The sequence below is a fragment of the Actinoplanes sp. CA-030573 genome (genome assembly GCF_050951115.1).
Classification (GTDB): Bacteria; Actinomycetota; Actinomycetes; order Mycobacteriales; family Micromonosporaceae; genus Actinoplanes.
Genome location: NZ_CP192038.1, coordinates 3,751,892 through 3,768,312, shown reverse-complemented (window position 1 = coordinate 3,768,312; position 16,421 = coordinate 3,751,892). Strand labels below are relative to the sequence as shown.

The window sequence follows — 16,421 nt, the reverse complement described above, 5'->3', positions numbered from 1 at the left end:
CTATCACCGACAAGTTGTAGGGGTAGCCTTCCCTCACCGACGCACCTGTTGGGAGTACCCGTGTCCGCCACCGAGATCGCGCTGCTGGGCGCCATCGCCGGTTTCACCATCTTCCTGGGCCTGCCGGTCGGTCGGCTGCGGAGCCCGGCACCGCGCCTGCGGGCACTACTCAACGCGTGCGCCGTCGGAGTCTTGATGTTCCTGCTGTGGGACGTTCTCGCGCACGCCTGGGAGCCGATCGACGGCGCGCTCGGTGAGCAGGACTACGGTGCCGCGGTAGCCGACGGCCTCGTGATGGCGGCCGGGCTCGGCGCGGGCCTCCTCGGTCTCGTCTATTTCGACCGCTGGGTGGCTCGGCGCGGTAACGCCGCCCGCCCGGTCGCCGCACCGGAGCCGGTCGCCGTCCGGGCCGGCGGTCCGGCCACGGCCCCGCGACCGCTCGACCCAGCGCCCGAGGCGGTGGCGCGGCGCAGTCCGGCGGGCCGGCTGGCCATCATGATCGCGGCCGGGATCGGGCTGCACAACTTCGCCGAAGGACTGGCCATCGGCAACTCGGCCGCCTCCGGTGAGATCGCTCTGGCGGTGCTGCTCATCGTCGGGTTCGGCCTGCACAACGCCACCGAAGGCTTCGGCATCGTCGCCCCGCTGGCCGCCGCGGGCGCCCGCCCCTCCTGGGGATTTCTGGCGGCCCTCGGCCTGATCGGCGGCGGTCCCACCTTCCTCGGCACGCTGGTCGGGCAGCGCTTCACCGACGCGGCGGTCTCCATCGCCTTCCTGGCGCTCGCGGCCGGCTCCATCCTCTACGTCGTGATCGAATTGCTCGCCGTCGGCCGCAAGACGGGTCTCAAGGAGATCACCACGTGGGGTCTGCTGATCGGCTTGCTGGCCGGCTTCCTCACCGACGCGATCGTCACCGCGGGGGGCGCCTGATCGGGGTCCGGCCAGGGCTTTCAGCGCCCTCTCAACTGTCCGGTGGGAACGTCGCCGGGTCGTCGAGGAGGCGCCCATGCCACGAAGGACCATCCGCATCGCGGTCTCCACCGCCCTGGCCACACTGGCCGCCACGGGCCTGCACCATCTCACCGCGACCGATCCGCGTGTGCACCTGCCCTCCGCGGCGGCCGTGGCTCTCCTGACGGCCGCTCTCGCGGTCGGGGCATTCGTCTCCCGGCTGTGGGGAGCGGTCGCGCTGATCCCCGCGACGCTGGCGATTTTGCCGTTACGGAACCATCCGTACGGCATGCTCGCCGGGTTGGTGTTGGCCGTGCTGGCGGTCAGCGAGGTGCAGCTCTGGGCGGTGTGGCTGCCGATCACGACCCTCCGGGAATCACCGGGTCGACGCGTCGCCGGCAAGGTCCGCTCCCGATGAGCGGACCGCACCGACCGCTACGCTGCTTCCGGTCGCCGCAGCAACCCGGCCGCGACCAGCTCGATCGTCACCGCGACCGCGATGGCCTCGACCGCCAGCAGCGCCACCAGCACGAGCAACTGGGTCGCGCCCGCCTGTACGGCTGAGCCGCCGCCGAGCAGGACACCGACGAACGCGCCCGGCAAGGTGACGAGCCCGACCGTACGCGTCTGATCGAGCGCCGGCACGAGCGCCTGCCCCGCCGTCGGACGGCACACCTCGAGCGCCGCATCCCGCGGCAGGAAGCCGAGCGCGAGCGCCGCCTCGTACTCGCCGTACCGGTTGCGCAGCTCGTCGAGCGCGCGCCGGCCCGCCAGCGACGTCGCCGTCATCGCGCCGCCGATCAGGATCCCGGCGATCGGCAGCACGGCGACCTCGGTCAGCGGCACCGTGCCGGCCGCCACGATCAAGGCACCGGCCGGAACCGCACCGCCGGCGATCGGCAGCACCGTGTACCGCACGAGCCGCCACGACCCGAGCCGCCGGGCGCTGGTGGCCGAGGCCACCAGCAGCATCAACGCGATGAAGCCCGCGGTCGCCCACCACGAGCGAAGCACGGCGGCGATCAGCAACGAGACCACCGCCAGCTGCACGACGGCCCGGACCGACGCCGTCACGACCGCCCGGCTCACGCCGAGACGACCGGCCAGGGCGGCCCCGACCGCGATCAGAACCAGCACCGCCAGAACCACGATCAGCACCGGGCCGATCGCAATCGCCGCGTGAGACAACGTCCGGCCCCTCCCGTCCCGTACCGGTCCGACCGTCGACCAGGTACTGCAGTTCATCATGTCGTCGACGCCCGCGGCGGCGCGGGACTAGCGTGGCCGGCATGGACATCAGCATCGGGCTGCCCAACACGCTGGATCATCCCGGACCGCTCCTGATCGAGTGGGCGCGGCGGGCCGAGCAGCGCGGATTCGCCTCGCTCGGCACGATCGACCGCATCGTCTACCCGTCGTACGACACGATGACCTCGCTCGCCGCGGCCGCCGGGGCGACCTCGCGCATCCGCCTGATCAGCGGGGTCCTGCTGGCGCCGCTCTATCAGCCGGTGTGGCTGGCCAAGGCGGCCGCGAGCCTCGACGCGATCTCCGGCGGGCGGCTGACCCTGGGGCTGGGCGTCGGTGGCCGGGCGGACGACTTCACGGCGATGGGACGGTCGATGCGCGAGCGGGGCAGCGACATGGATCGCGCCCTGGAGGTCATGCGCACGGTGTTCGACGGCGGGAAGCTCGGCGAGGACGAGTTTCCGGTAGCCCGGCACGGCCGGCCCCGGCTGCTGATCGGCGGCAACAGCGACGCGGCGGTACGCCGGACGATCGCGTACGGGCAGGGTTGGATCGGCGGCGGAGGAAGCCCGCAGCAGCTGGCGCCGATGCTCGAGCGGGTCCGCCGGGAATGGCGGGCCGCCGGCCGCGAGGGCGAGCCACGGTTCGCGGCGCTCGCCTATTTCGGGCTGAGCGACGAGCAGGCGTCCCGGCGGTCGCTGAGCACCTACTACGGCTTCCTGGGCGACATGGCGACCATGGTCGCGGACGGCGCTCTGCGCACCCCGCAGGCCCTGCGGGACGCGGTGAAGGCGTTCGAGGAGATCGGGCTCGACGAGCTCATCCTCGACCCGAGCGTGCCCGACATCGCCGAGGTCGACCGCCTGGCCGACGCCGTGCTCTGACGGTGGTGGCCCCGCCCGGCGCGCCGCGGTGGACGAGGGGCCCTCCCGGAGTGAGGCGACCGTACACACATGTGAACGGTCGCATCGCCTATTCCGCCGATAGGATTTGGCGGGAGGGCGACCGGGAGGTTCGATGCACTTCGCAGTGGAGATCGACGGCGCCGGCGCGCATCCGGCCGCCGGTGGCGATGGGGACTCGCTCGCGGCGGCGACCGCCGGGCAGGCGGCGGCCCGAGCGGCCGAGACGGCCGGGTTCGACCTGGTGACGCTGGCCGACTCGGCGCTGCCGCCGCCCGGCGGTGGTCTCCGGCTCGAGGCCGGCGTCCGCGCCGCCTACCTGGCCCGGCGCACCCGCCGGATCGGGCTCGCGCCGACTCTGCACGTCACCGTCACCGAGCCGTTCCACCTGGCCACCCAGCTGGCGTCGCTCGACCACGCATCGCTGGGCCGGGCCGGCTGGGTGGTCGGCGCCGACAACTCGGCGGCGGCCCTGGCCACCGTCGGCGGCCGGCCGCTTTCACCGGCGGAGCTGCGTCGCGAGGTCACCGACGTGATCGAGGTGGCCCGCCGGTTGTGGGACTCCTGGGAGGACGACGCGGTCATCCGCGACGTGTCCACGGGCCGGTTCCTCGACGCCGACCGGGTGCACCACGTGAACTTCACCGGCGCCCGGTTCTCGGTGACCGGACCGCTGATCACGCCCCGCCCGCCGCAGGGCCAGATCGTGGTGCTCGGCGCCGACACCCTCGGCGTCACCGACCGGCTGGACATCGCCCTGATCGCCGCGCCGGACGTGGAGGAGACGGCCGAACGGGCCCGGCGGGCGCGGGCCGACGGCGCGCCGCTGGTCTTCGCCGAGCTCGACGTGCTGCTCGGGGCCGAGCGGCTGGCCGCACTGGACGCGGTCCGGCCGTGGGGCACGCCGGCCCGGCTGCGGCACGCCGGCAGCGCCGAAGAGCTGCGTGCCCTGCTCGACCGGCTGACCGGCCTGGTGGACGGGGTACGCGTACACCCCGCCGTGCTCGCCACCGACCTGCCGCGCCTGGCCGCCGCCCTGCACACCGGCCCGGCGCCCGGCGGCACGCTGCGGGAGCGGCTCGGCCTGCCCCGGCCGGCCAACCGGTTCGCCACCGCCCGATAGGGGGACGCATGCTGCACCTGGGAGTCTTCTTCACCGGTGTCGGGCCGCAACTGCTGTGGGCCGAACCCGACTTCGCCGCGCACACCCACATCGACACCTTCGTGGCCACCGCCCGGACGCTCGAGCGCGGGCTGTTCGACGCCTTCTTCCTGGGCGAGGGATTACGCGTACGGGAGAATCGGGGTCGCATCCACGATCTCGACGTCGCCGGACGGCCGGACGCCATCACCCAGCTCGCGGCCCTGGCCGCGGAGACCGAGCGGATCGGCCTGGTCGCCACCCAGAACACCACCTACAACTTCCCGGCCGACCTCGCCCGGCGGCTGGCCAGCCTCGACCATCTCTCCGGCGGCCGGGCCGGCTGGAACATCGTGACCACCGACAACGCCTGGACCGGGGAGAACTTCCGGCACGGCGGATGGCTGCCGCACGAGCGACGGTACGAACGGGCCGGCCAGTTCGTCGAGGCGGCCAAGGCGCTGTGGCGCGGGGAGACCGTGGACCGCGACGACGACCTGGTACGGCTGACCGCGGCACCGACCGTGCCGCCCAGCCCGCAGGGCCGGCCGGTGCTGTTCCAGGCCGGCGACTCGGCCGGTGGCCGCGATCTGGCCGCACGGCACGCCGACGTGGTCTTCTCCGCCAACACCGACTACGACAAGGCGATCGCGTACGCGGATGATCTCCGCAAGCGCCTGGCGGGGTACGGCCGCTCCCCCGAGTCGCTGCGGATCCTGCCCGGCGCGTCGGTGGTCCTCGGGGACACCCCGGCGCAGGCCGCCGAGAAGGCAGCCTGGATCGAGCGCGAGCAGACCACGGGGCCGCGCGCGCTCGCCTTTCTCGAGCAGTACTGGGGCAAGGACCTCTCCGGATACGACCCGGACGGCCCGCTGCCCGACATCGAACCGGCCGAGGGCGAGCTGGACCCGTCCCGCGGCACCATCGCCATCGAGCACCGCACCGGCAAACGGGAACGGATCGCGGGCTGGCGGCGGCTGGCCGCCGAGCGCGGGCTGTCCATTCGCGGCCTGGTCATCGCGGTGACGCCGAGACACAACACCTTCGTGGGTACGCCGAGTCAGGTCGCCGACGAGTGGGCCCGCTACCTGCGCGACCGGGCGGTGGACGGCTTCAACATCGTGCCGCAGCTGCTGCCCGGCTCGGTCGAGGACATCGTCGACCGGCTGGTGCCGGAGTTGCAGGAGCGCGGCATCTACCGCACCTCGTACACCGGGCACACCCTCCGCGAGCACCTGGAGCTGCGGTAGCCGGCGCGATCACGCCGCTCCGGCGGGCAGGCCGTCGCGCAGCTCCCGCACCAACGACGAGACCACCGCCTTGAGGCTTCCGCCGTTGGCCGCCGCGACCCGGAGCTGGCGCTGGTAGCTCGCCCCGTGTGCGGCGATGTCACGTACGCCGGCCAGCTGCGCGGAGCAGCCGAGCGCCGCGGCGACCGGCTCGAGAACCGGAACCAGCTCGTCGAGATCCTTCGTGACGAGCCGTTCGTCGCCGGCGGCGTTCTGGATGATGATCGCGTCGAGCCCGTAGCGGGCCGCCCGCCACTTGTTCTCCCGGACGAACCACGGTTGCAGCTTCGGCACGTCCCGGCCGGCGTCGAGCTCCCGGGAGAAGTGCTCGACCAGGCACTGGGTCAGCGCGGCGATCGCGCCGATCTCGTCGGCGGTGGAGATCCCGTCGAACGTACGCACCTCGATGGTGCCCCACCGCGGCGACGGCCGGATGTCCCAGCGCAGCTCGTTGAGCTGTTCGATGACACCCACGTGGGTCAGGTCGGCGACCATCGCCTCGTACTGCCCCCACTCGGTGAACTGCGGCGGGAGCCCAGCGGTCGGCAGTTGCTGGAACATCAGCGCCCGGTTGGAGGCGTAGCCGGTGTTCTCTCCCGCCCAGAACGGGCTCGACGCGCTGAGCGCCTGGAAGTGCGGCAGGTACGTGAGCAGGCCGTCGATGATCGGGAACACCTTGCGGCGATCCTCGACGGCGACGTGCACGTGGACGCCCCAGATCATCATCTGCCGGCCCCACCACCGGGTGCGGTCGATCAGCGTGTCGTAGCGCGGCTTGCCCGGCGTGACCTGCTGCTGGAACCACTGGCTGAACGGATGCGTGCCGGCCGACATGAGGTCGACGCCCATCGGTTCGGCCAGCGTGGCGACCCGCTCGACCAGCCGGGTCAGATCCGCGACGGCGTCCGCGACGCCGAGGTGCGGAGCGCTGACCACCTCGACCGTGTTGGTGAGCAGCTCCGACGTCACGTGCGGAAAGGCATCCGCGCCACCGAGCCGCGCCAGCAGACCCGGCGCGGCGGGCGCCAGCTCCCCGCTGCGGCGATCGACACAGGCGATCTCCCACTCGATCCCGAGACGCGATCTCTGCGATGCGGCGAAGCCGATCTCCATGGGTCGCCCTTCGGGCTCAAAGGACCTGCCGCGGCCATCTTATCGGTCGGTGGTCGCCGCGCAGGCCGAACGCGCAGCCGGGAACACCGGCGGCAGGTCGAGATCATCGGGAGCGCTCGCGTCACAGCGACGACGGCGGGTTGATGGCCGATTGCCGGATTCCGGAGTCGGTGACGCCCCACTTGCCGAGGATCTTCGCGTAGTCGCCGGTGGCGATGAGCTTGTTGACGGCGTCGCGCAGGGCCGGGGCGATCGGTGAGCCCTTGCCGGTCACGAAGCCGACCGGGGTGGAGCTGAACTGGCTGAGGAACTTGGTGTTCGGGATGTGCGCGGCGTCGTACTTGAGGCTCAGCGTCGGCCCGAAGAAGACGTCGATCTTGCCGTTGGCCAGGCCGAGCCAGATCGGCGCGTTGTCGGCGAAGTACTGCACGGTGTACGGCTGCTTGCCGGCCTGGGCGCACTTGGCCTTGTCGTTCTCCAGGATCTGCTGGAACGTCGAGCCGGGGCTGGTGGCCAGCGTCCGGCCGCAGAGGTCGGTGATGTCGGAGACCCGGGTGAGGTCGCTGTCGGCCGGGGCGAGGAAGGACTGGCCGTCGGTGAGGTAGGTGGCGAAGTCGACGACCTTTTCGCGGGCGGCGGTGACGCCGAAGTTGTCCATGCCGACGTCGTACTTCCCGTTCTGGACGCCGGGGATGATGGTCGGGAAGGTTCCGTTCTGCACCTCCCACCGGACGCCGAGCACCTTCGCGACCGCCTCCCGCAGGTCCACGTCCACGCCGATGTTCGTGCCGTCGGCCGGCTGGCCGGCGTGCGGCAGGCCGTTGAGGCCGGGAGTGATCGTGGTGCCCAGGATCAGCGTGCCGCGGTCGCGCACGGCCGCCGGCAACTCGGCGGCGATCTTCGCATCGGTGGTGATGCCGGAGATGACGTCCTGCGTCGGATAGCTGGGCGCCGCCGACGGCGAACCGGTGACGGCGGCCGAGGACGAGCCGCAGCCGGCCAGGACCACGGTGGCGCTCAGCGCCAGGAGGATCTTCTGCACGGGGATCCCTTCAGAGAACGGCGGCGAGGAAGGCTTGGGCCCGTTCATGACGCGGGTTCGACAGGACGTCACCCGGAGGCCCGGACTCGACGATGCGGCCCCGGTCGAGGAAGACCACGGTGTCGGCCACCTCGCGGGCGAAGCCGATCTCGTGGGTCACGACGATCATGGTCATGCCGCTGCGGGCCAGGTCGCGCATGACCGAGAGAACCTCGCCGACCAGTTCCGGATCGAGCGCGCTGGTCGGCTCGTCGAAGAGCATCAGTCGGGGGTTCATCGCGAGCGCCCGGGCGATCGCCACGCGCTGCTGCTGGCCGCCGGAGAGCTGACTCGGGTACGCGTCCTGCCGCCCGGCCAGCCCCACCCGCTCCAGCAGGGTGCGCGCCTCGGCGACGGCCTCGTCCCGGCGCAGGCCGCGCACGGCGACCGGCGCCTCGACCAGGTTCTGCAGCACGGTCCGGTGCGGGAACAGGTTGAACTGCTGGAACACCATGCCGATCCGGGCCCGCTGCCGGGTGACCGCGGCGTGCGGCAGCTCGTGCAGGCGGCCTCGGGCGTACCGGTAGCCGATCAGCTCCCCGCCGACCTGCACGAACCCGCCGTCCGGGCGTTCCAGGTGGTTGAGGCAGCGCAACAGAGTGCTCTTGCCCGAGCCGGACGGGCCCAGCACCACGACCACCTCGCCGGCGGCCACGTCGAGGTCGACGCCCTCCAGCACGCGATGCGAGCCGAAGCTCTTGACCAGCCCGCGGACGTGCACGAGCGGGGCGGTCATCGGCGGCCGCCCAGCCAGATCCGCCCGAAGCTGCGCCGGGTGCCGCGCCCGTAGTGACGCTCCACGTAGTACTGGCCGATCGACAGGATCGTGGTCAGCACGACGTACCAGAGCGTGGCGACCAGCAGCAGCGGGATCACCTGGAAGTTCTGGTTGTAGATCAGCTGGGCCGAGTAGAGCAGGTCCTGCACGGCGATCACGCTCACGATCGAGGTCGCCTTCAGCATGCTGATCAGCATGTTGCCGGAGGCGGGCACGATGGCCGGCATCGCCTGCGGCAGCACCACCCGCCGGAAGATCCGCCACCGGCCGAGCCCGAGCGCCTGGGCGGCCTCGGTCTGCCCGGCCGGCACCGCCAGCAGGCCGCCGCGGATGATCTCGGCGGAGAACGCGGCGACGTCGAGGGTGAGCGCCACGAGGGCGGCCACGATGCCGGTGAACAGGTGCGCCGTCCGGACCGTCAGGAACTCCGGCCCGAACGGGACGCCGAACGACAGCCGCGGGTAGAGCGAGGCCAGCTCGTACCAGAACAGCAGCAGGACCAGCGGCGGGATCGAGCGGATCAGCCAGACGTAGCCGAAGCTGACCGAGCGCAACACCACGTTGTGCGACAGCCGCATGGCCGCCAGCGCGGTGCCGAGCAGGTATCCGCCGGCCATCACCGCCGCGGTCAGCCACAGCGTGAGCACCAGTCCACGCAGGATGGCCGAGCTGGTGAAGTACCGGCCGACCACGTCCCACTGGAACCGCGGATTGGTCAGCACGGTGTGCACGAGCATGGCCAGCAGCACGGCGGCGACCGCGGCGGCCAGCCACTGCCCGAGCCGTCGCGGCCGGGCCACCCGGGCGGCGAGCAGGTCGTCGTCGGTGAGGGCGGCGGGAGTCACCGGCCCTCCAGGGGGCGTACGGCCGGGGCCACCTCGCTCTGGAACAGCTCCAGCGCGGTGCGGTGCTGCTTGTCGGTGAGCCCGTCGGCGTCGGCGTGCAGGTGCATCACCTCGTGGCCGAGCCGCTCGTGGTAGCGGTGGATCTTGTCGATCAGCTGTTGGGGGCTGCCGACCAGGATGGAGCTGCGCTCGATGGCGTCCTCCAGGGTCGGGAAGACCGGCTCGACGCCCAGCCGGCGGAACGTCGCCAGCCGCGCGGAGAAGATCGGCCGGTACGTGTCGACCGCTTCCTGCGAGGTGCGGGCCACGTAGAAGCCCGCGCTGCCCGCGCCGACCCGGGCGCCGGCCGGGTCGTGCCCGTGGAAAGCCCAGCGCTCCCGGTAGTGGTCGACCAATGCGGCGTACGGCTCGATGGGATTGGTGACGTTGGCCGAGAACAGCGGGTCGCCGAACTCGGCGGCGAGGTCGACCGATTCGCGGCTGGTGGCGCTGCCGTGCCAGACGGTGATCGGCTGCTGCAGCGGCCGGGGCCAGGTCTCCGCCTCGACCAGGGACGGGCGGAACCGGCCCGACCAGGTGACCTTCGGCTCCCGCCAGAGCCGCCGGAACAGCTCGTAGCCCTCGCGGTTGCGATCCCACTGGTCGTCGGTCGTCACGTGGAACAGCTGGGCCTGGGCGGCGCCGTTGCCCTTGCCGATGATCAGCGTCAGCCGGCCGCCGGAGAGGTTGTCCAGGGTGGAGTAGTCCTCGAAGGCTCGCACCGGGTCGAGCAGGCTGAGCGTGGTGACCCCGGTCCACAGCTCGATCCGCGAGGTGCGGGCGGCGATGTGGCTGAGCACGACCGGCGGCGCCGACGAGATGAACGGGCGTTCGTGGCGCTCACCGACCGCGAACCCATCGAAGCCGACCTCCTCGGCCAGCACCGCGGTGTCGACGACCTCGCGCAGGCGCCGGGCGGCCGGTTTCGCCGGGTCGGTGTGCGTGATCAGGGTGAGGAGCAGGAACTTCATACCGGGTCCAGCGATCCGTACCACATACTCTTTTCCTATAGCTGATGTGGGAATTTGGCAAGACCGATCCCGTGCCTGATAACCTACAAACTCCATAGAATTTTAGGAGTGTCAATGCGTAGGATCGCGCCCGTCGTCATGGCGGGCACTCTGCTGCTCGCCGCCGGTTGCGACGGTGGCGGCGGCGGCACGTCGCCGAGCGCGGCCTTCGACCCGGCGACCTGTCAGGGCGGCACGCTCTCCGTGCTCAACCAGGGCGGGATCAGCCATCTCGACCCGGCGCGGCTCTACACCTCCGGCGGCGGCAACATCCCGTCCCTGCTCTTCCGGACGCTGACCACGCGCAACCGGCAGCAGGGCGAGGCCGGCGCCAAGCCCGCTCCCGACCTGGCGACCGACCTCGGCACCCCGTCGGACGGCGCCCGCACCTGGACCTACAAGCTGCGCGACGACATCTTCTTCGAGGACGGCACGCCGATCACCGCCGCCGACGTCAAGTACGGCATCGAGCGCTCGTTCGCGCCCGAGCTCCCCGGCGGCGCGCCCTACCTGCGCGACTGGCTCCGGGACGCGGCCGGCTACCAGGGCCCGTACAAGCAGCCCGAGGGCATCAAGGCGATCGAGACGCCGGACGACAGGACCATCGTCTTCCGGCTGCGCAAGCCCGAGGGCGACTTCCCCTACCTGGCCACCGCGACCCAGTTCGCCCCGGTGCCCAAGGCCAAGGACAAGGGCGTCGGCTACGAGGCGCATCCGATCTCGTCCGGCCCGTACATGGTCGAGTCGTACCAGCCCAAGAAGTCGCTCGTGCTGGTGCGCAACCCGCACTGGTCGACCAAGAGCGACAGCCTCCGGTATGCCTGCCCGAACCGGATCGAGGTGACCAGCGGGCTGGACGCCGCGGTGATCAACCAACGGCTGGTGACCGGTGCCGGCCAGGATGCGAACGCGGTCACCACCGACGCCGTGGTCGGCCCGGAACAGCTGGCCCAGCTCGGCACCGGCGGCCCGCTCGACAAGCAGGTCGCCCGGGGAGAGTTCCCGGCCACCTACTACCTGGCCTTCAACACCAAGAAGGCGCCGTTCGACAACGAGAAGGTCCGCGAGGCCATCTCGTACGCCGTCAATCGCACCTCCGTCGTGAACGCGCTCGGCGGCAGCACCGTGGCCGGCGCCTCGACGACCTTCCTGCCGCCGCAGAAGGCGCTCGGCTACCAGCCGTACGACTACTTCCCGGCCGGCGGGACCGGTAACCCGGCCCAGGCGAAGCAGGTGCTCGCCGACGCCGGGCTCGGCAACCTCTCGATCGAGCTGACGCACCAGAACGACGACGCCGAGGGGCAGGGACCCAAGGTGGCGGCCGCCGTCCAGGAGGCGCTCAAGCAGGCCGGCATCACGGTCAAGCTCACCGCGATCGGCACCGCCACCTATCGCGACGTCACCGGCAAGCCGGCCACCGAGCCCGGGCTGTCACTGCAGTACTGGGGCGCGGACTGGCCGTCCGGCGGCCCGTTCCTGATCCCGATCTTCGACGGCCGGCAGATCATCAAGGCCGGCGGCAACTTCAATCTCGCCCAGTACGACGACCCGTCGGTCAACGCGGAGATCGACGCGATCAACGCGCTCACCGACCAGTCGCAGGCGCAGGCCCGGTGGGGCGCCCTGGACGCGAAGATCGGCAAGCTGGCGCTGACCGTCCCGCTCGCCCACGAGAAGGACGTCTACCTGTTCGGCAAGAACGTCAGGAACGCCGTGCCGGACGGTTGGCGCGGCACGTACGACCTGGCCCGGATCTCGGTCAAGTGAGCGTGCTGCGACGCCTGCGCCGGGACCGCGGGTTCGTCGCCGGCGCGGGCGTCGCCCTGGTCATGGTCCTGGTCGCAGTCGCGGCGCCGCTGCTGGCCGCGGCCGCCGGCCAGGACTACACCACCTACCACGACACCCTGCTCGACTCGGCCCGCGGCGGGGTGCCGCTGGGCCGGCTCGGCGGGATGGGCGCCGAGCACTGGCTCGGCGTCGAGCCCGGCACCGGCCGCGACCTGTTCGCCCGCATCGTCTACGGCGCCCGGGTCTCGCTCGGCGTGGCCGTCGGCGCGACCATCCTGCAGGTGCTGTTCGGGGTGCTGGTCGGCACCGCGGCCGGACTCGGCGGACGCTGGGCCGACGCGGCCCTGACCCGGGTCATCGACCTCGTGCTCGCCGTGCCCAGCCTGGTCCTGGCCATCTCCCTGCTGGCGATCGTGCCGCCGGCCTGGCCCCGCCCGCTGCTGCTGGCCGTCGTCATCGCGGTCCTCGGCTGGGGCGGCACCGCCCGGATCACCCGCGGCGAGACACTCACCGTGCGCACCCGGGACTATGTGGCCGCCGCCCGCCTGTCCGGGGCCGGCCGTTTCCGGATCGCCCGCCGGGAGATCGCGCCCGGCCTGGCCGCGCCGGTGCTGACCTACGCGGCGCTGCTGTTGCCCACCAACATGATCGCCGAGGCGGGACTGTCCTTCCTCGGGGTGGGCGTGCGCCCGCCGACCCCGTCCTGGGGCCAGATGCTGTCCTCGGCGACCACCTGGTTCCGCGCCGACCCGATGTACGTGCTCGTCCCGGGCGTCCTGCTGTTCCTGACCCTGCTGGCGTTCGTGCTGGTCGCCAACGGGCTGCGCCGCGCGCTCGACCCGCGGCAGAGCGAGGTACTTCGATGATCGGCTATCTGGTCCGCCGGGTGGGCGGAGCGGTGCTCGTGCTCGCCGGCCTGTCGCTGCTCCTCTACGGGCTCTTCTACCTCGCCCCCTCCGATCCGGCGATCCTCACCTGCGGCAAGGGCTGCACGCCCGATCGGCTCGCCGAGGTACGGCACGCGATGGGCGTCGACCAGCCGGTCGCCACGCAGTACGCGCACTTCCTGCACGGACTGGTGGCCGGACGCGACTACCCGGCCGGTGCGGCGACCCGGCACTGCCCGGCACCCTGCCTCGGCTACTCCTTCGAGACCGACCAGCCGGTGACCCAGCTGCTGCTCGACCGGCTGCCCGTCTCGGCGTCGCTGGCGCTCGGCGCCGAGGTGCTGGCGCTGACCGCCGGCATCGGCGCCGGCGTGCTTTCCGGGCTACGCCGCTACCGGTGGCTCGACCGGATCGTCAACGGCCTGGTGCTGGCCGGCTTCGCGGTACCGGTCTTCCTGGTCGGCCTGCTCCTGCTCCTGCTGTTCTGCGTGCAGCTGCAGTGGCTGCCCTTCCCCAGCTACGTGCCGCTCACCACCGACCCCCTGGCCTGGGCGCAGAACCTCCTGCTGCCCTGGGTCGCGCTGGCGGTCATCCAGACCGCCGCGTACGCCCGGCTGACCCGCGCCGGCATCCAGGAGACCCTGGCCGAGGACCACATCCGCACCGCCCGGGCGTACGGGCTGCCGGAGCGCCGGATCATCTGGCGGCGCGCCCTGCGTGGGGCCTTGCTGCCGCTGGTCACGCTCACCGCGATCGACCTCGCCGCGATCATGACGAGCGCGGTGCTGACCGAGACCATGTTCGGCCTGCCGGGCGTCGGTCAACTGCTGGTCGGCGCGGTCAACCAGATCGACCTGCCGGTGGTCGTCGGCGTCACGCTCCTGGCCGGTCTGCTGATCGTCGCCGCGAACACCGTCGCGGACCTGCTGTACCGCGCCGTCGACCCCCGGGTGGAGCTGCGATGACCGCGCTGATCGTCGAAGACCTGCGGATCCGCTTCGGCGACACGGTCGCGGTCGACGGGCTCTCCTTCGCGCTGCCGGCCGGCGGCGCGCTCGGCGTCGTCGGCGAGTCCGGATCGGGCAAGAGCGCGACCGCGCTCGCCCTGCTCGGGCTGCACACGAACGCGACCGTCGAGGGCCGGATCGGCTTCGGCGACCTCGACCTCACCGGCCTGGACGACAACCAGTGGCGGCGCGTGCGCGGTGCCCGCATCGCCATGGTCTTCCAGGAGCCGCTCACCGCGCTCAGCCCGTTCCACACCATCGGTGACCAGATCGCCGAGGTCTACCGGCTGCACACCGGCGCCTCCCGCCGAGCCGCCCGGGAGCGGGCCGTCGAGGTGCTCGGCCAGGTGCACATACCCGATCCGGCCCGCCGGGCGGCAAGCTACCCGCACCAGTTCTCCGGCGGCATGCGGCAGCGGGCGCTGATCGCGATGGCGCTCGCCTGCCGCCCGCGGCTGATCGTCGCCGACGAGCCGACCACGGCCCTCGACGTGACCGTGCAGGCGCAGATCCTCGACCTGCTGGACGAGGTGCGCGAGACCACCGGTACGTCGTTGCTGCTGATCAGCCATGACCTGGGCGTGGTCGCCGGCTCCACCGACCGGGTCGTGGTGATGCGCCGCGGCGTCGCGGTCGAACAGGGCGAGACCGCCGCTGTGCTCGGCGCGCCCACCCAGGCGTACACCCGGGAACTGCTGTCCGCGGCGCCGCACGCCACCGCGCCGCGGAAGATCGACGGAGAGCCGCTGCTGCGGCTCGCCGGAGTCCGCAAACACTTCCCGCAGCGACGCCGCGGACTCCGCCGGAGCGCGCCGGTACGGGCGATCGACGACGCCACGCTCGACGTCCGCGCCGGCGAGACGCTCGGCGTCGTCGGCGAGTCCGGCACCGGCAAGACCACCCTCGCCCGGCTGATGACCGGCCTGCTCACCCCCTCGGCCGGCACCATCACCCTGGACGGCGCCGATCTCCGGCGACGGCCGCCCGGCTCGGTGCAGATGGTCTTCCAGGACCCGCTGTCGTCGCTCAACCCGCGACGGACCATCGGCGAGAGCATCGCGGACCCGTTGCGCCTCTCCGGCGTACGCGATCCGCGCACCCGCGTCGAGGAGCTGCTCGAGCGGGTCGGTCTCGCCCGCCGCGAGTACGACCGCTACCCGCACCAGCTCTCCGGCGGCATGCGGCAGCGGGTCGGCATCGCCCGGGCCCTCGCCACCGGCCCGCGGCTGATCGTCTGCGACGAGCCGGTGTCCTCGCTCGACGTGACCACCCAGGCGACCGTGCTGGCGTTGCTCGAGGACCTGCGCGAGGACCTCGGCCTCACCATGGTCTTCGTCTCGCACGACCTGGCCGTGCTCCGGCAGATCGCCGACCGGGTGGCGGTGCTCGCCGACGGCCGGATCGTCGAGATCGGAGAGACTGCCCAGGTGTACGCGGCGCCGCAGCACCCGTACACGAAGGAACTGCTCGCCGCGGTGCCGGTCGCCGACCCCGCCGAGGCACGCCGGCTGCGTGCGCTGCGAAAGTCGCTCGGCGCAACCACAAACCCTATCGTCGGAGTATGATTTCGTTCGCCGCTGTCGCGACCGGTGGACGGAGGGCGCCGTGCAGATCGAACGGCTCGTCGATGCGTTGTTCACGACCGCCACCCGGCTCGCCGGACTGCCACCGGAGCCGGGCACGGTCGAACGCGCCGACGCCGCCCGCGCCCGCCGGGCCACCGTCGCGGGCGAGCGCGATCACCTGGCCGGCCGGGGGCCGACCGGCCGCCGGTCCGCGCAGGGCTTCCCGGTCCGCGACGACCGGGCGGCGTAGTTCACGATCATGGAGGTGTGGCGGTGCGTCAGCTCTTCAGCTTCCCGAACCCGGTCAACGAGATCTCCGCGCGGGTCGTGGCCGGCGGGGTGGTCGTGCTCTGCGTCACCGCCATCGCGCTGGACCAGGCGTGGCTGTCCGCGGTGATCGCGTACGGCTTTCTGGCCCGTGTCCTGACCGGCCCGACGCTGAGCCCCCTCGGGCAACTGGCCACCCGGGTGATCACGCCCTGGCTGGGGCGGCCGGCCAAGCTGGTGCCTGGGCCGCCGAAGCGCTTCGCGCAGGGCATCGGCGCGGTGCTGTCGGTCAGCGCGGCCGTCCTGCTGCTCGGGTTCGGCCTGCGCCCGGCCGGCTATGTGCTGCTCGGGCTGGTGACGGTCGCGGCCACCCTCGAATCGGTGTTCGCGTTCTGCATCGGCTGCAAGATCTTCGCGGGGCTCATGCGCCTCGGGGTGATCCCGGAGTCGACCTGCGAGCAGTGCAACGACATCTGGAGCCGGGCGGGCGCCACGGCCACCACACCGTGA

At 72.2% G+C, this 16,421-nt stretch carries 17 protein-coding genes; 11 read left to right on the top strand and 6 right to left on the bottom strand.

Annotated features, from left to right (window positions below):
• Nucleotides 1-60 precede the first annotated feature (60 nt).
• Nucleotides 61-930 carry a ZIP family metal transporter gene (locus ACQP2F_RS17540; protein ID WP_433305242.1) on the top strand — a complete coding sequence of 290 codons (870 nt, stop codon included), beginning with the start codon at nucleotides 61-63 and terminating at the stop codon, nucleotides 928-930.
• Nucleotides 931-1,006: 76 nt separating this feature from the next.
• Nucleotides 1,007-1,369, top strand: a complete 363-nt coding sequence (locus tag ACQP2F_RS17535) for a hypothetical protein (protein WP_433305240.1) — start codon at nucleotides 1,007-1,009, stop codon at nucleotides 1,367-1,369.
• Nucleotides 1,370-1,386: 17 nt separating this feature from the next.
• Here ACQP2F_RS17535 and ACQP2F_RS17530 read toward each other — a convergent pair whose 3' ends face one another.
• Nucleotides 1,387-2,109 carry an ABC transporter permease gene (locus ACQP2F_RS17530; RefSeq protein ID WP_433305238.1) on the bottom strand — a complete coding sequence of 241 codons (723 nt, stop codon included), beginning with the start codon at nucleotides 2,107-2,109 and terminating at the stop codon, nucleotides 1,387-1,389.
• A 131-nt stretch (nucleotides 2,110-2,240) separates the two neighbouring features.
• Here ACQP2F_RS17530 and ACQP2F_RS17525 point away from each other — a divergent pair, with 131 nt between their 5' ends.
• The 3 genes from ACQP2F_RS17525 to ACQP2F_RS17515 all read left to right on the top strand — a co-directional run bounded on the left by ACQP2F_RS17525 (nucleotide 2,241) and on the right by ACQP2F_RS17515 (nucleotide 5,492).
• Nucleotides 2,241-3,083, top strand: coding sequence for an LLM class flavin-dependent oxidoreductase (locus ACQP2F_RS17525; RefSeq protein WP_433305235.1), 843 nt, complete (start codon nucleotides 2,241-2,243; stop codon nucleotides 3,081-3,083).
• 133 nt (nucleotides 3,084-3,216) lie between these two features.
• Nucleotides 3,217-4,224, top strand: a complete 1,008-nt coding sequence (locus ACQP2F_RS17520) for an LLM class flavin-dependent oxidoreductase (RefSeq protein WP_433305233.1) — start codon at nucleotides 3,217-3,219, stop codon at nucleotides 4,222-4,224.
• An 8-nt stretch (nucleotides 4,225-4,232) separates the two neighbouring features.
• Complete coding sequence (locus tag ACQP2F_RS17515) at nucleotides 4,233-5,492, top strand: LLM class flavin-dependent oxidoreductase (RefSeq protein ID WP_433305231.1); 1,260 nt, start codon at nucleotides 4,233-4,235, stop codon at nucleotides 5,490-5,492.
• A gap of 9 nt (nucleotides 5,493-5,501) precedes the next feature.
• Here the strand turns inward: ACQP2F_RS17515 and ACQP2F_RS17510 are convergent, their stop codons facing one another.
• From ACQP2F_RS17510 to ACQP2F_RS17490, 5 genes are all read right to left on the bottom strand, one after another.
• Entirely contained in the window at nucleotides 5,502-6,644 is a 1,143-nt protein-coding gene (locus ACQP2F_RS17510; RefSeq protein WP_433305229.1) for a glutamate--cysteine ligase, read from the bottom strand.
• 121 nt (nucleotides 6,645-6,765) lie between these two features.
• Nucleotides 6,766-7,686 (bottom strand): ABC transporter substrate-binding protein, encoded by a 921-nt coding sequence (locus ACQP2F_RS17505; protein ID WP_433305228.1) that lies wholly within the window; start codon nucleotides 7,684-7,686, stop codon nucleotides 6,766-6,768.
• A gap of 10 nt (nucleotides 7,687-7,696) precedes the next feature.
• Nucleotides 7,697-8,461, bottom strand: coding sequence for an amino acid ABC transporter ATP-binding protein (locus tag ACQP2F_RS17500; RefSeq protein WP_433305227.1), 765 nt, complete (start codon nucleotides 8,459-8,461; stop codon nucleotides 7,697-7,699).
• Entirely contained in the window at nucleotides 8,458-9,348 is an 891-nt protein-coding gene (locus ACQP2F_RS17495) for an amino acid ABC transporter permease (RefSeq protein WP_433305225.1), read from the bottom strand. Before ACQP2F_RS17495 ends, ACQP2F_RS17500 begins: the two co-directional genes overlap by 4 nt.
• Entirely contained in the window at nucleotides 9,345-10,358 is a 1,014-nt protein-coding gene (locus ACQP2F_RS17490; RefSeq protein WP_433305223.1) for an LLM class flavin-dependent oxidoreductase, read from the bottom strand. The genes ACQP2F_RS17495 and ACQP2F_RS17490 overlap by 4 nt, the downstream gene beginning before the upstream one ends.
• Nucleotides 10,359-10,472: 114 nt before the next feature.
• Here ACQP2F_RS17490 and ACQP2F_RS17485 point away from each other — a divergent pair, with 114 nt between their 5' ends.
• The 6 genes from ACQP2F_RS17485 to ACQP2F_RS17460 are packed head-to-tail and all read left to right on the top strand — an operon-like array spanning nucleotide 10,473 to nucleotide 16,421.
• Nucleotides 10,473-12,164 carry an ABC transporter substrate-binding protein gene (locus ACQP2F_RS17485; protein ID WP_433305221.1) on the top strand — a complete coding sequence of 564 codons (1,692 nt, stop codon included), beginning with the start codon at nucleotides 10,473-10,475 and terminating at the stop codon, nucleotides 12,162-12,164.
• Nucleotides 12,161-13,051 carry an ABC transporter permease gene (locus ACQP2F_RS17480; protein ID WP_433305219.1) on the top strand — a complete coding sequence of 297 codons (891 nt, stop codon included), beginning with the start codon at nucleotides 12,161-12,163 and terminating at the stop codon, nucleotides 13,049-13,051. The genes ACQP2F_RS17485 and ACQP2F_RS17480 overlap by 4 nt, the downstream gene beginning before the upstream one ends.
• Nucleotides 13,048-14,037, top strand: coding sequence for an ABC transporter permease (locus ACQP2F_RS17475; RefSeq protein WP_433305217.1), 990 nt, complete (start codon nucleotides 13,048-13,050; stop codon nucleotides 14,035-14,037). The genes ACQP2F_RS17480 and ACQP2F_RS17475 overlap by 4 nt, the downstream gene beginning before the upstream one ends.
• A complete protein-coding gene (locus ACQP2F_RS17470; protein ID WP_433305215.1) occupies nucleotides 14,034-15,644 on the top strand; it encodes a dipeptide ABC transporter ATP-binding protein in 1,611 nt (536 codons plus the stop codon). The genes ACQP2F_RS17475 and ACQP2F_RS17470 overlap by 4 nt, the downstream gene beginning before the upstream one ends.
• 40 nt (nucleotides 15,645-15,684) lie before the next feature.
• Nucleotides 15,685-15,894, top strand: a complete 210-nt coding sequence (locus ACQP2F_RS17465; protein ID WP_433305214.1) for a hypothetical protein — start codon at nucleotides 15,685-15,687, stop codon at nucleotides 15,892-15,894.
• A gap of 23 nt (nucleotides 15,895-15,917) precedes the next feature.
• Nucleotides 15,918-16,421: a DUF4395 domain-containing protein gene (locus ACQP2F_RS17460; protein ID WP_433305212.1), complete on the top strand. Its 504-nt coding sequence runs from the start codon at nucleotides 15,918-15,920 to the stop codon at nucleotides 16,419-16,421.